The organism is Kineococcus gypseus (genome assembly GCF_050871305.1).
In the GTDB taxonomy this organism is placed as follows: Bacteria; Actinomycetota; Actinomycetes; order Actinomycetales; family Kineococcaceae; genus Kineococcus; species Kineococcus gypseus.
In genome coordinates, this window is record NZ_JBJLRD010000048.1 from 20,995 (window position 1) to 34,387 (window position 13,393).

The window sequence follows — 13,393 nt, forward strand, 5'->3', positions numbered from 1 at the left end:
GCGGGACCGTGGACGAGGGACGACGGGGACGGGGAGCGCAGTGACGGACGCATCGACCGGCAGCGGCGGGCAGGCAGGGCCGCGCCTGCTCGGCGGGCGCTACGAGGTCGGCGCCCTGCTGGGCCGCGGCGGCATGGCCGAGGTGCACGTCGCGCGCGACACCCGGCTCGGGCGCGTGGTGGCGGTGAAGCTGCTGCGCTCGGACCTGGCGCGCGACCCCTCCTTCCAGGCGCGCTTCCGGCGCGAGGCGCAGGCCGCGGCGGGGCTGAACCACCCCTCGATCGTGGCGGTGTACGACACCGGCGCCGACCACGTGCTCGAGCACGGCGGCGCGCAGGTGGACCTGCCGTGGATCGTCATGGAGTACGTCGAGGGCCGCACGCTGCGCGACCTGCTGCGCACCGACCACCCGCTGCCGCTGACCGAGGCCCTCTCGATCACCGAGGGCGTGCTGGGGGCGCTGGAGTACAGCCACCGCATGGGCATCGTCCACCGCGACATCAAGCCCGCCAACGTGATGATCACGCCGGCGGGCGAGGTGAAGGTGATGGACTTCGGCATCGCCCGCGCCGTCAGCGACTCCTCCGCCACCCTGACGCAGACCTCGGCGGTCATGGGCACCGCGCAGTACCTCTCCCCCGAGCAGGCGCGCGGGGAGACCGTCGACGCGCGCAGCGACCTGTACTCCACCGGCTGCCTGCTCTACGAGGTCCTCACCGGCCGCCCGCCCTTCACCGGCGACGCCCCGGTGGCGGTGGCCTACCAGCACGTCTCCGAGCAGCCCAAGCCACCGAGCGCGCTGGCGCCGGACGTGCCGCCGGCGGTGGACCAGGTCGTGCTCATGGCGCTGAGCAAGGACCGCGAGCACCGCTACCAGAGCGCCGGCGACTTCGCCGACGACCTGCGCCGCGCGGTGGAGGGCCGTCCGCTGCGCGGGGCCGGCTTCGCGCCCACGACGGCGGTGCCCGCCGCGGGCGCGACGACCGCGCTGCCCGCGGCCGGTGAGCCCACCGCCGCCACCCGCGCCGTGGCGCCGGTGGCGGGAGCGGCCGCCGCCGGGGCGCTGGCCGGGTCCGCGGCGGCCGCCGCCGCGGACCCGGCCACGGGCACGCTGCCGCGCGCCGGGGAGGCGGACGACCCGCAGGAGCGGCGCCCGCGCTGGCCGTGGGTGCTGCTGGTCCTCGCGCTGCTCGGCGGCGTCGGCGGGGCCGGGTGGGCCCTGCTCAACGACGCGGGCGGCGGCCCCGACCCGTCGGCGACGGCCTCGCCGACCGCGGTGGACGTGCCCGAGGTGGAGGGCCTGGCGCAAGCCGACGCCGAGGCGGCGCTGCGGCAGGCGCAGCTGGAGCCGGCCGTGGTGCCCACGCCCAGCGACACGGTGCCCGCCGGGCAGGTCGTCAGCAGCGACCCCGTCGCGGGCACGTCCACCGCGCTCGGCTCCACGGTCACCCTGGCCGTCTCCTCCGGCCCGGCCGCCGTGGAGGTGCCCGACGTGTCGGGCTCGAGCCAGGACGACGCGCGCGACGAGCTGAGCCGCGCGGGGCTGGACCCCGGCTCGGCGCAGTCCACCGACGAGGAGCCCGGCGCCGAGCCGGGCAGCGTGGTGCGCACCGACCCGGCCGCCGGGGCGTCCGTGCCCCGCGGCCAGCGGGTGACGATCTACGTCGCCAGCGGGCAGGTGGAGGTGCCGCCCCTGACCGGGCTGACCCTGGAGGAGGCCCAGCAGCAGCTGAACGCGCTGAACCTCGACGTCAACGCCACCACCGACCCCGACGCCGAGGGCGCGCCGGGCACGGTCGTGGGCCAGGACCCCTCCGAGGGCAGCACGGTGGACGTGAACTCCTCCGTGCAGATCGTCCTGGCGCCCGAGCAGACGGCCGAGCCCACCGCCTCGCCGACGGCCGAGCCCACCGCCTCGCCGTCGCGCACCGCCACGCCCACGGACGGGGCCACCACCGGCTCCGGCTCGGGCTCCACCGGCAACCCCTCCAGCGCCGCCACCCGCGGCGCCCGGAGCACCGGCGGGGACGACGGGGACGACGGCGCCGGCGGCGGCCGCGGCAACGGCGGCGGCAACGGCGGCGGCAACGGCGGCGGCAACGGCGGTGGCGGCAACGGCAACGGCGGCGGGGGCGGCCGCGGCGGGGGCGACGAGTGACCCGCCTGCTGCACCTGTCCGACACCCACCTGCTCGCGCCCGGCGGCCTGCACGGCGGCGGCCGGGTCGACACCACCGCGGTCCTGCGGCACGTGCTCGGCTCCCTGGCCGGCGTGGGCCCGCTGGACGCCGTCGTGGTCTCCGGGGACGTCTCCGACGACGGCTCGGCCGCGTCCTACGAGACCGCGCGCGAGCTGGTGGGCGCCTTCGCCCGCGAGCGCGGGGCCGGCGTGGTGGCGTACGCGATGGGCAACCACGACGTGGCCGAGGGGTTCACCCGCGTGCTCGGCCCGGCCCGCTCGGTGCACGACGTCGGCGGCCTGCGCCTGGTCGTGCTGGACAGCTCCGTGCCGCGCTTCGGCTACGGCGTCGTGGGGGAGCAGCAGCGCGAGTGGCTGCGCTCGGTGCTGGCCGAGCCGGCGCCGCTGGGCACGGTCGTCGTCGTGCACCACCCGCCGCTGCCCGCGCCGACGGTGCTGCACGAGGGGCTGAAGCTGCAGGAGCCGGGGGCGCTGCTGGCCGCGCTGGCGGGCACCGACGTGCGCGCCGTGCTCAGCGGCCACTACCACCACCCCTACGTGGCGACCCTGCCCGGCGGGACCACCGCCGTCGTGGCGCCGGGCGTGGCCAACCGCACCGACGTGCTCGTCGAGCACGGCTCCGAGCGGGCGCTGCGCGGCTCGGGGGCGTGCCTGGTGGACGTCGACGCCGCCGGGGTGCGCGCCACCGTGCTGTCGGTGGCCGCGCCCGGCGACGGCGAGGAGCTGTTCGTGCTGGGCCCGGACGTGGTGCGGCGCATCCTCGACGCCGAGGGCGCCCCGGGCGCCTGACCCGGGGCGGCCCCGCCGCCGGTGCGACCGCCGCCGGCGCGCGCCGGCGGCCGGCCCTCAGTAGTCGGTGGGGTCCGGCGGCACCGCGCGCTCACCGGCCGCGACGTGCGAGGTGGCGTTCTGCCGGGCCTGCTCGCCCACGGTGCGCGCGTCGGCGTGCTGCTCCTCGGTGGGCACCGAGCGCGTCACCTCCTGGGCGTTGGCGTACTCCTCGGCGGGCAGGGTGCGCAGGGCCTTGAGGACGTCCTCGCCCGCCCCGGCGGCCTGCGCGGTCGCCAGCAGGTCGTCCTTGCCCGCCGGGTAGGTGGCGTCGCGGACGGCGTGCAGCACTTCGTCGGTCGTTGCCATGCCCCTCACCTACCCCCCGCGCGCCGGATCGACACCCCCGCGCCCCGGGTGCGTGGCGTCTCGACCCGCCCGGACGCTGAAGTCCACCGCTCCGCCGTCCGACAACCCCCCGGGGAGCTCCCGCCGCAGCACCGGCGGTGCCCCGCGGATCGGGTGCCGGAGGGCGACCGGGGAGGGCGGTGAGCGGTGTCGGTGGTGGGGGGTCGAGCGCGGGGGCGCCGCTGGTGGGCCCGCCCGGAGGAGCTGGTCGAGCAGACGCGCTGGCTGTTCTGCGGCCTGGGCGTGCTCTCCGCGCTGCTGCTGCTGCCCGCGATCCTGCGGACCGCGGTGCCGGCCACCGCGCTGATGAGCTGCGCGACGATCGCGGCGCTGTCGCTGCTGTGGATCCGCCGCTACCTGGCCCGGCGCACCTCGGTGGCCGGCGACCTGGGCGAGGCCGCCCTGCTCGCCGCGGCGGTGGCGCTGTGCGACCCCTCCCCGATCGCGCTGGGCATCGTCTTCCCCTCGCTGTGGTTCCGCTCCGTCTACGGCACCACCCGCCAGGTCTTCGCGCAGTGCGTGCTGGTCGTGGTGGGCATGATCGTCGGCGTGGGCCTGTGGGACGTCGCGCCCGGGCACGTCGGCCGTGGCGACGTCGGCACGATGGTCGGCTGCGTACCGCTGGTCCTCGCCACGATGGCCGGCGCTCGGCACCTCGCCAAGGCGCTGTTCGCCCGCGAGCAGGGCCAGCGCCGCGACGCGGTGCTCAGCGAGCTGGGCCGGGCCCTGCTGACCACCACCGACCGGGCCATGATCGTCGAGCTGGGCGAGCGCGCGGCCCGCGAGGTCTCCGACGTCACCCCCGGCCTGGCCACCAGCCTGGTGCGCGCCACCCCCGCGGGCGCCGCGGTGCTCACCGCGATCGGCACGTGGGAGGGCTCGCTGCCGGCGTTCCTGCCGGACGTGCTCCTGCCCGCCGACCCGCCCGCCGACGGCCGGCCGCGGCCGCTGACCTCCGCCGCGCTGGACGCCGCCGCCGGCCGTCGCGGGCGCTGGGTCGCCATCGCCGACCCCACCCGCAGCGGCAACTGGCTGATCGCCGGCGCCCCGGACCGCTTCGCCGCCGAGGGCGTGCCCGCGGTGGGCACCGCCTTCACCCAGGTGGCGCTGGCCCTGATCAACAGCGACGCGCACCGCGCGCTCAGCGAGCAGGCGCGCACCGACGCGCTCACCGGCCTGGCCAACCGCGCCGCCTTCACCGAGGCCATCGAGGAGGCCGCCGCCGACCCCGCGGCCCGTTTCAGCGTCGCGTTCGTCGACCTGGACGACTTCAAGGGCGTCAACGACGAGCGCGGCCACGCCGCCGGCGACGAGCTGCTGCGCACCGTCGCGGCCCGCCTGAGCGGCGTGGTGCGCGGTGGCGACCTGTGCGCGCGCCTGGGCGGCGACGAGTTCGCCCTGCTGCTGCGCGGCGTGCACGGCCCGGACGCGGCCGGGCTGGCCGAGCGGCTGGTGGAGTCCGTCGCGCAGCCCGTGCCGGTGACCGGCGGGCCGGTGCGCGTGGGCGCCAGCGTCGGGGTGGCGCACCGCGAGCCCGGCGAGGACGCCGAGCAGGTCGTCCAGCACGCCGACGTGGCGATGTACGCGGCCAAGGCCGCCGGCAAGAACCGGGTGCGCGTCTACTCGGCGCCGGTGCCCGCGCCCTGAGCCGCGACGGGCCCCTGCGCTCCCGGCCCCTGCGCTCCCGGCCCCTGCGCTCCCGGCTGCGGCTCCCGCGACTCCGGCTGCTGCGCCCACCAGGCCAGCAGCTCGGCGCGCGCGGCGTCCTCCCCCAGCGGCCCGCGCTCCAGGCGCAGCCCCAGCAGGTGCTGGTAGGCGCGCCCCACCGTGCGCGAGGGCCCGATCCCGAGCACCCGCATGATCGCCGTGCCGTCGAGGTCGGGGCGGATCGCGTCCAGCTCCTCCTGCTCGCGCAGGCGCGCGATGCGCTCCTCGAGGTCGTCGTAGGCGGCGGCCAGCCGGGCGGCCTTGCGCTGGTTGCGGGTGGTGCAGTCGCTGCGGGTCAGCTTGTGCAGGCGCGCCAGCAGCGGGCCGGCGTCGGTGACGTAGCGGCGCACCGCCGAGTCCGTCCACTCCCCGTCGCCGTAGCCGTGGAAGCGCAGGTGCAGCTCCGTCAGGCGCGCGACCGCCTTGACGGTGTCGTTGTTGAAGCGCAGCGCCTTCAGCCGCTTGGTGACGATCTTCGCGCCGACCACCTCGTGGTGGTGGAAGCTCACGCCGCCGCCGGGCTCGAAGCGGCGGGTGCGCGGCTTGCCCACGTCGTGCAGCAGCGCGGACAGCCGCAGCAGCAGGTCCGGGCCGGGCACCTCGCCGTCCGGGCCGTCCTCGCGGTCGACGGCCTGCTGCAGCACCGTCAGGGAGTGCTCGTAGACGTCCTTGTGGCGGTGGTGCTCGTCGATCTCCAGCTTCAGCGCCGGCAGCTCCGGCAGGACGTGCTCGGCCAGGCCGGTGTCCACCAGCAGCCGCAGCCCGGCCACCGGGTCCGCCGCCAGCAGCAGCTTCTCCAGCTCGGTGCGCACCCGCTCGGCCGAGACGATCGCGATGCGCCCGGCCATCGCGGTCATCGCCGCCACCAGCTCCGGCGCCAGGCGCAGGCGCAGCTGCGCGGCGAAGCGGGCCGCGCGCATCATCCGCAGCGGGTCGTCGGAGAAGGAGCGCTCGGCCGTGCCGGGGGTGCGCAGCACGCCGGCGGCCAGGTCGGTCAGGCCGTCGTGCGGGTCGGCGAAGTCCAGCGAGGGCAGCCGCAGCGCCATGGCGTTGACGGTGAAGTCGCGCCGGGACAGGTCGCCGGCGAGGTCGTCGCCGTAGGAGACCTCCGGCTTGCGCGAGGAGGGGTCGTAGCTCTCCGCGCGGTACGTCGTCACCTCCACCACGACGTCCTGCCCGTCGGCGCCCGCCAAGCGCTTGCGCGCGCCGATGGTGCCGAAGTCGCGGCCCACCTCCCAGTGCGCGTCGCCCCAGCGCTTGAGGATCGCCAGGGTGTCGTCGGGGCGGGCGTCGGTGGTGAAGTCCAGGTCGGCCGCGCGCCGGCCCAGGAAGGCGTCGCGCACCGGACCGCCGACCAGGGACAGCTCGTGGCCGGCCCGCTCGAAGCGGCGGCCGAGGTCCACCAGCACCGGCATCACCGGCTCCAGGGCGCGCACGGCGCGGGTGCGCGCCTGCTCCAGCGCGCGCTCGAGCGCCTCGTCCGGTCCGTCGTTCCCCTCGGGCTGCTGCACGGGGTCCAAGGGTGCCAGAGCCGCGGGCCCGCCCTGGCTACAGTGAGCCGATGGTCAGACCTGCCCGGGAGCCGCGCCGCCGGCTGCCCACCGTGCAGGAGACCTCCTCCGGCGGGCTCGTCGTCGACGTCAGCACCGGCGAGCCGCGCGCGGCCGTGATCTGCCGCCTCAACCGCGCCGGGCGCCTGGAGTGGTGCCTGCCCAAGGGCCACCCGGAGGGCGCGGAGACCCTCGAGGAGACCGCGGTGCGCGAGATCGAGGAGGAGACCGGCATCCGCGGCACGGTGGTCGAGCCCCTCGGCAGCATCGACTACTGGTTCTCCGCGGACGGCCGGCGCATCCACAAGGTCGTGCACCTGTTCCTGCTCAAGGCCGTCGGCGGGCACCTGACCGTGGAGAACGACCCCGACGCCGAGGCCGTCGACGTGGAGTGGGTGCCCTTCAGCGAGCTGGACGCGCGGCTGGCCTTCCCCAACGAGCGCCGCGCCGTGGAGGCCGCGGTGCTGCGCCTGGGCGAGCTGGCGTGAGGGCCCCCGCCGGCCCGGCGCGGCGCGAGGTGCTCACCGGCCTGGCGGCGGGGCTGGCCGGCGCGGCCCTGCCCGGCGCCGTCGTCGGCGCCCCGGCCGCGGCGTCGACCACGGCACCGGCGCCCGCCCCGGCCGGGGACGCGCTGCCGCTGCGCGTGGCGGTGCTGGAGGTCACGCCGGTGACGTACGCGGCGCAGGACCCGGCCCGCTCGGTGGTCACCGTGCGCGCGCGCGTGCGCCACGGCGGCGGCGAGGCGCTGCAGGGGCTGCGGGCCCGGCTGGTGGCCCAGCGCTCCCCCGTCGTGGCGCGCTCGGGGCTGGACCGCTGGGAGTCCGCCGACCCCGGTGCCTCCCTGGGCCGCACCGCGGTGTCCTCCGCGCCGGTGAACGTCGGGGCGCTGCCGCCCGGCGGCGCGGTCGAGGTGGTCCTGAGCCTGGAGGCGGCGGCCCTCGGCGACGGCGAGGGCGCCCACCCGGCGGCCGTGGAGGTCCTCACCGCCTCCGGCCGGCGCGCCGGGCTGGCGCGCACCTTCCTCGTCTCCAGCCCCGTCGGGGTGCGCACCACCCTGCTGACGCTGCTGCTGCCGCTGGTGGCCGGGCGCGTGCGCACCGCCGGCGAGCTGGCCGAGGTCGGCGCCGGGCGGCTGGCGCGGCTGCTGGAGGCCTCCGGCGACCCGCGCACCTCCTGGGCGCTGGACCCGGCGGTGCTGGCCACCGCGCCGGTCCCCGCGCCGGCCCCCGCGCCGGCCACCGCGGGCACCCCCGGCGCGAGCACCCCCGGCGGGGACGACGACGGCACCGCCCTGCCCGCCGGCGCGGGCGACCCGGTCGGCACGGGCGCCGCGCTGGCCGCGTGGCGCGAGCGGCTGGCCGCGGCCGCGACGGGGCGCTGCGTGGTGGTGCTGCCGCACGGCGACCCGGACCTGGCCTCGCTGAGCGCCGTGCCCGCCGGCGCCGACCTGCTGGCCGCGGCGGCCGGGGCCGGCGCCGGCGCGGGCGCCGCCCTCGGGCGCGCCGAGCGGGTCCTGGCGGGGGTGGCCTGGCCCGCCGACGAGAGCGCCGACGCCGCGGTGCTGTCCCTGGCGGCCGCCGGCGGCGCCACCACCGTCGTGCTCGACGACCGCTCGCTGCCCACCCCGGACGAGCTGACCTACACGCCCACCGGCCGCGCGGTGCTCGACGTGGGCACCGGCGCGGGCGCGGGTGCGCTGGAGGCCGTCGTGGCCGACAGCGCCCTGTCGGCCCTGCTGGCGCGCGCCGGGGTCGGCGCGGCGGGCGCCGCCGGGGAGGGCGCGGCCGCGCTCGTGCAGCGCGTGGTGGCCGAGGTCGCCACCGTGACCCTGCAGCGGCCCAGCGACCCGCGCAGCCTGCTCGTCGTCGCGCCGCGCTCCTTCGACCCGCGCCCGGAGGTCGTCGGGCGCCTCGTGGCGGCGGTGGAGGGCTCGGGGTGGGCGTCGTGGCAGCCGCTGCCGCAGCTGCTGGCCACGCCGGTGCCCGACGTCGAGCGCGGCGAGGTGCCCGCGCGCGCCGCGGCGTCCGCGCGCGGGCGCGCCGCGGCGCGGGCCACCCTGCCCGCCGCGCACCTGGCCGCGGTGGAGGAGTCCCTCACCGCCCTGGACGGGCTGCGCGCCGCGCTGGAGGGGCCGGCGCCCGCCCCGGGAGCGGTGCGGCGCTCCGCGCTGCTGCTGCTGGGCGCCTCCTGGCGCGGGCACCCCGACGAGCTGCGCGGCGCCCGCGCCGGCGTGCAGGAGGACGTCGCCGCCCTGCTCGGCGCGGTGCACGTGCTGCCCGGCAGCGTGCTGAACCTGGCCGCGACCCGCACCGAGCTGCCCGTCACGGTCGTCAACGGCCTGTCCGCGCCGGCGCGCGTGGAGCTGCTGCTGCGCCCGCGCAGCCCGCGGGTGCAGCTGTCGGCGGTGCCGGTGCAGACCGTCCCGCCGGGCGGGCAGGTGCGCGTGGGCGTGCCGGTGCGGGCGCTGGCCAACGGCAGCGTCGTGGTGGAGGCGCGCCTGCGCACCCCCTCCGGGCTGCTGCTGGGCGAGCCGGTGGGCCTGGACGTCAACGTGCGCGCCGACGTGGAGGGCTGGCTGACCGGCCTGGTCGGCGGCGGCGCCGCCGCGCTGCTGGTGGCCGGCCTGGTGCGCGCGGTGCGCCGCGGCGAGCGGCGCGTGGACGCCGCCCCGCACGCCGACGTGGGCGGACCCGAGCCCGACCCCGGCCCCGTGCCGGGCGCGGGGGGCGGGGCCGCGCGCGACGAGCCGCACGACGAGCCGCACGACGAGCCGCGCGGGCGGCGGCGCCCGTCAGCGCCGACGGGGCAGGGGTAGGCGGCGCAGCAGCGGGGCGGCCAGGTCGGTCAGCTCGTGCACGCGCATGAGGCGGCACAGGGCGGTGAACAGCGCCAGCAGCACCAGGCCGCCCACGACGACCACTCCCACCGCCACCGCGCGCGAGGGGCCCAGCGGCTCGGCCAGCAGGCTCAGGCCGTACGCGGCCCCGCCGGAGAGCGCGCCGACGATCGTCGCGCGCACCAGGGTGCGCAGCACCCGGTGCCCGTCGACGCCGCGCCCGTCCAGGGAGCGCAGCCGGCGGCGCAGCAGCACCAGGGCCAGCACGACGCCGACGACGTTGGAGGCGCTCATCGCCGCGCCGATGCCCACGACCGTCCACCGCGCCGGCAGCAGCAGCCAGCACGCCACGTCGCCGGCGGCCATGACGGCCGCGACGGTCGCCGAGACCGTGAAGGGGGTGCGGGCGTCCTCGTAGGCGTAGAAGACGCGCTGGACGAGGTAGGTGACGCTGAAGGGGACCAGGCCCACGGCCATGGCGGCGGCCACCAGGCCGACGAAGCGGCCCTCGGTGCCGAACAGGGCCACGCCGATCCACGGGCCCAGCGCCACCAGCGCGGCGGTGGCCAGCACCCCGGCCACCAGCACGGTGCGCGCCCCGCGGGAGAAGTCGCGGCGCACGGCCGCGGTGTCGCCGCCGGCGGCGGCGGCGCTCAGGCGCGTGAACAGCGCCGTGACCAGCGAGACCGCCACCAGCGAGTGCGGCAGCATGAAGAGCAGGAACGCCGGGGTGTAGGAGGCGTTGGTGGCGCCCTCCAGGCCGTCGCGCGTGAGGTGCTCGCCCGCGTCGGTCGCCACGTTGCTGGTCAGCACGAAGACGAGCTGCCCGACGACGACCGCCGCGAACGTCCAGCCGGCCACCCGCCCGGCGGTGCGCAGGCCGGTGCCGCGCAGCCCCCAGCGCGGCCGGTAGCGGAAGCCGGCGCGGTGCAGCGGCCAGAAGAGCACCAGGGCCTGCGCCACGATGCCCAGCGTGGAGGTGCCGACCAGCACGGCGATCGAGGTGGTGTCGAACTCCCCCGCCGACCACGTCTCCGCGTCGGGCGCGATCAGCACGAACGCGACCAGGCCGGCGATGGCGACGACGTTGTTGAGCACCGGCGCCCACATGTAGGGCCCGAAGCTGCCCCTGGCGTTGAGCACCTGCCCGAGCACCGTGTAGAGGCCGTAGAAGAAGACCTGCGGCAGGCACCAGAACGCCATGAGGGTGGCCAGCGCGGTCAGCTCCGGCGGCCACGAGCCGGCGTACAGGCGCACCACGAGCGGCGCGGCCAGCGTCAGCAGCACCGTCGCGCCCGCCAGCAGCACCAGCGTCAGGGTGATGAGCCGGTTGACGTACTCCTCGCCGCCGTCGGGTCGCTTGAGGGCCCGCACGATCTGCGGCACGAGCACCGCGTTGAGCACGCCGCCGGCGAGCAGCATGTAGAAGACGTTGGGCACCTTGTTGGCCACGTCGAACGTCTGCGCGCCCACCTGCGTCGTGACGCCGAGCGCCGCGCCCTGCGCGAAGGTGCGCACGAAGCCCAGCAGCCGCGAGACCAGGGTGCCGGAGGCCATCAGGGCGCTGGAGCGGGCCAGGGAGCCGGTGGACGCGTCGCTCCCGCCGCTCGTGCCGGGCACCGGGGGCTCGGCGGGGGCGGCGGCTGCCGCGGGGCGTGTCGTGCTCACGCCCCGATGGTCGCCGATGCGGCGGGCGCGCGGGGACGCACCACCCGCGCGGAGCACCGGCGCGCTGCCCCGGAGCGCCCGCGCACCGCCCTAGCATGGGCACGGCCCGCGCCCGCGGGTCAGCACGCGCGCGCTGCGCGCACGACCGGGGGGGCAGCACTGGACGGGGCAGGCCGCAGCAGCGTCGCGGACCGCTACGTGCTGCACCGCGAGCTGCCCACCGCGTCGGCCACCACCGACCACCTCGGCTGGGACACCACGCTGGAGCGCTGGGTGCGGGTGCGCACCCTGGACGCCGCCGACCCGCGCGCCGCGGAGTTCCTCGACGCCGGACGGCGCGCGGCCACCGTGGCCGACCCGCGCCTGCCGCGGGTCCTCGACGCCGGCACCGACCTGCACGAGAGCGCCTCCGGCGAGCGGCGCGCGGCGGCGTTCGTCGTGGAGGAGGCGGTCGAGGGCCGCTCCCTGGGCGACCTGCTGCGCGAGGGCCCGCTGACCGCGGCGGCCGTGCGCGGCCTGGTGGGCGAGGCCGCCACCGCCCTGGACGTCGCCGCCCGCCGCGGCCTGCACCACACCCGCCTGGAGCCGGAGGCGGTCGTGCTGGGCCCGGACGCGGTGGTGCGGGTGCTCGGCGTCGGCGTCGAGGCGGCCCTGGAGGAGGACCCGCCGGCGGTCTCCCCGGCGCGCGCGGCCGCCCTGGCCAACCGCGCCGACGCCGTCGGGCTGGTGGCGCTGGTCTACGCGGGCCTGACGGGGCACTGGCCGGTGCTGGAGGACCTGGCCCCCGCGCCCGGCCTGCCGCCCGCCCCCGCGCGCGACGGCGTGCCGGTGCCGGCCAAGGAGCTGCGCGCCGACGCCCCCAACGACCTCGACACGCTGTGCGCGGTGACCTTCGGCCCGCACGAGGACGGCCCGCGCGCCGCCGCCGAGCTGGCCCTGCAGCTGGCCCCGTGGTCGCTGGGCGACCTCGACGAGACGGTGCGCCACCTGCGCGGGGAGCTGGCCACCGCGGAGTTCCGCGGCCGGCTGCAGAACCGCGACGAGGTGGTGCCCGAGGAGGAGCCGCCGGTGCCGTTCACCCGGCCGCGCTCCACGGGCCGGCCCAAGCAGGAGGACTCCCGCCTGGTGCTCACCGTGCTCGGCGGCGTGCTGGCCGCCGGGCTGGTGGTGGCGCTGTGGCAGCTGCGCGGCCTGGGCGGCGCCGGCGACGAGGAGCCCCCCGCCGCGCCGGTGGTCTCCTCCGCGCCGGCCGCCGCCTCGCCCCCGGCCTCCCCCTCGGCCTCCCCGGCGCCCCCTGCCCCGCCCTCGCCGCCGCCCCCCGCGGCGCCCGCACCGGTGCCGGTGGTGGGCGTGGTGGCCCTGGACCCGCAGGGCGACGGCTCCGAGGGCACCGAGCCCGCTCGCGCCGCCGACGGCGACCCGGCCACCCGCTGGCAGAGCGAGCGCTACGACTCCCCCGCCTTCGGCGGCCTCAAGGACGGCGTGGGCCTGCTGCTTGACCTCGGCGCGGACGTCGACGTGACGTCGGTGGCCCTGACCGGCGACGGCGAGGGCGGCACCGTGGAGCTGCGCAGCACGCCCGGCGGGCCGGACCCGCTGGCCGGTTCCGCCGTGCTCGCCCAGGCCCCCGCCGGCGGCGCGCAGGTCCTGACCCCGCCGGCGCCGGCGCGCGCCCGCCAGCTGCTGCTGTGGTTCACGCAGGCGCCGACCGTGGACGGCGAGTCGCGCGTCTCGGTCGCCGACGTGCAGGTCCTGGGCACCCGCCCCGCCCAGTGACCGCGGTGAGCACCCCGTGAGCGCCTCCGGGCCGGGCGGGCCGGGCGGGCCGGGCGGGCCGGGCGACGCGCGCAGCGACGCCGAGCTGCTCGCCGCGCACGTCGCCGGCGACGCCGAGGCCTTCGGGGAGGTCGTGCGCCGCCACCGCGACCGGCTGTGGGCGGTGGCGCTGCGCACCACCGGCGACCGCGAGGAGGCCGCCGACGCCGTGCAGGACGCGCTGGTCTCCGCGCTGCGCGCCGCGCACCGCTTCCGGGGGGAGTCCGCGGTCACCACGTGGCTGCACCGCATCGTCGTCAACGCGTGCCTGGACCGCGCCCGCCGCCGCGCCGCGCGCCCGGCGCGCCCTCTGCAGGAGGAGGCCGGCCCCGGCGACGGGGGGGGGGGGGCCGGGGGGGGGGGCGGGGCGGGGGGGGGGCGCGCCCCCCCCCCGGGGCGGGGGCGGCGGCCGCGGGGGGGGCGCATGTTGTGGGTGGGGTTG

Annotated in this window: 10 protein-coding genes; 7 read left to right on the forward strand and 3 right to left on the reverse strand. The window is 78.8% G+C overall.

Going from position 1 to position 13,393, the window contains the following annotated elements; all coding sequences use genetic code 11:
• Positions 1 to 40 precede the first annotated feature (40 nt).
• Together pknB and ACRYMN_RS16440 are read left to right on the forward strand one after the other, a co-directional pair.
• Entirely contained in the window at positions 41 to 2,158 is a 2,118-nt protein-coding gene (pknB, locus tag ACRYMN_RS16435; RefSeq protein WP_432497335.1) for a Stk1 family PASTA domain-containing Ser/Thr kinase, read from the forward strand.
• On the forward strand, positions 2,155 to 2,988 hold the full coding sequence (locus ACRYMN_RS16440; RefSeq protein WP_432497337.1) for a metallophosphoesterase family protein: 834 nt from the start codon (positions 2,155 to 2,157) through the stop codon (positions 2,986 to 2,988). Before pknB ends, ACRYMN_RS16440 begins: the two co-directional genes overlap by 4 nt.
• A 57-nt stretch (positions 2,989 to 3,045) precedes the next feature.
• Here the strand turns inward: ACRYMN_RS16440 and ACRYMN_RS16445 are convergent, their stop codons facing one another.
• Positions 3,046 to 3,336, reverse strand: coding sequence for a DUF2795 domain-containing protein (locus tag ACRYMN_RS16445; protein WP_432497340.1), 291 nt, complete (start codon positions 3,334 to 3,336; stop codon positions 3,046 to 3,048).
• Positions 3,337 to 3,528: 192 nt separating this feature from the next.
• Between ACRYMN_RS16445 and ACRYMN_RS16450 the strand changes: the two genes are divergently transcribed.
• Complete coding sequence (locus ACRYMN_RS16450; protein WP_432497342.1) at positions 3,529 to 5,022, forward strand: diguanylate cyclase domain-containing protein; 1,494 nt, start codon at positions 3,529 to 3,531, stop codon at positions 5,020 to 5,022.
• Here the strand turns inward: ACRYMN_RS16450 and ACRYMN_RS16455 are convergent.
• Positions 4,995 to 6,497, reverse strand: a complete 1,503-nt coding sequence (locus ACRYMN_RS16455; RefSeq protein WP_432497364.1) for a CCA tRNA nucleotidyltransferase — start codon at positions 6,495 to 6,497, stop codon at positions 4,995 to 4,997. The genes ACRYMN_RS16450 and ACRYMN_RS16455 overlap by 28 nt on opposite strands.
• A 146-nt stretch (positions 6,498 to 6,643) precedes the next feature.
• Between ACRYMN_RS16455 and ACRYMN_RS16460 the strand changes: the two genes are divergently transcribed.
• A complete protein-coding gene (locus ACRYMN_RS16460; RefSeq protein WP_432497345.1) occupies positions 6,644 to 7,120 on the forward strand; it encodes an NUDIX hydrolase in 477 nt (158 codons plus the stop codon).
• Positions 7,117 to 9,447 carry a DUF6049 family protein gene (locus ACRYMN_RS16465; RefSeq protein WP_432497348.1) on the forward strand — a complete coding sequence of 777 codons (2,331 nt, stop codon included), beginning with the start codon at positions 7,117 to 7,119 and terminating at the stop codon, positions 9,445 to 9,447. Before ACRYMN_RS16460 ends, ACRYMN_RS16465 begins: the two co-directional genes overlap by 4 nt.
• Here the strand turns inward: ACRYMN_RS16465 and murJ are convergent.
• Complete coding sequence (gene murJ, locus ACRYMN_RS16470; protein ID WP_432497350.1) at positions 9,424 to 11,136, reverse strand: murein biosynthesis integral membrane protein MurJ; 1,713 nt, start codon at positions 11,134 to 11,136, stop codon at positions 9,424 to 9,426. The two genes, ACRYMN_RS16465 and murJ, sit on opposite strands and share 24 nt — an antisense overlap.
• A gap of 198 nt (positions 11,137 to 11,334) precedes the next feature.
• Here murJ and ACRYMN_RS16475 point away from each other — a divergent pair, with 198 nt between their 5' ends.
• The gene (locus ACRYMN_RS16475) at positions 11,335 to 12,912 is read left to right on the forward strand and encodes a hypothetical protein (RefSeq protein WP_432497353.1); all 1,578 of its coding nucleotides are present in this window, start codon (positions 11,335 to 11,337) and stop codon (positions 12,910 to 12,912) included.
• A gap of 16 nt (positions 12,913 to 12,928) precedes the next feature.
• The coding region (locus ACRYMN_RS16480) for a sigma-70 family RNA polymerase sigma factor (protein ID WP_432497356.1) at positions 12,929 to 13,393 on the forward strand (465 nt) is incomplete at its 3' end.

Excerpts from the sequence above, each read along its gene's own strand:
- ACRYMN_RS16445 (WP_432497340.1), bottom strand. The coding sequence starts at position 3,336 with ATGGCAACGACCGACGAAGTGCTGCACGCCGTCCGCGACGCCACCTAC.
- ACRYMN_RS16455 (WP_432497364.1), bottom strand. The coding sequence starts at position 6,497 with ATGCCGGTGCTGGTGGACCTCGGCCGCCGCTTCGAGCGGGCCGGCCAC.
- ACRYMN_RS16460 (WP_432497345.1), top strand. The coding sequence starts at position 6,644 with ATGGTCAGACCTGCCCGGGAGCCGCGCCGCCGGCTGCCCACCGTGCAG.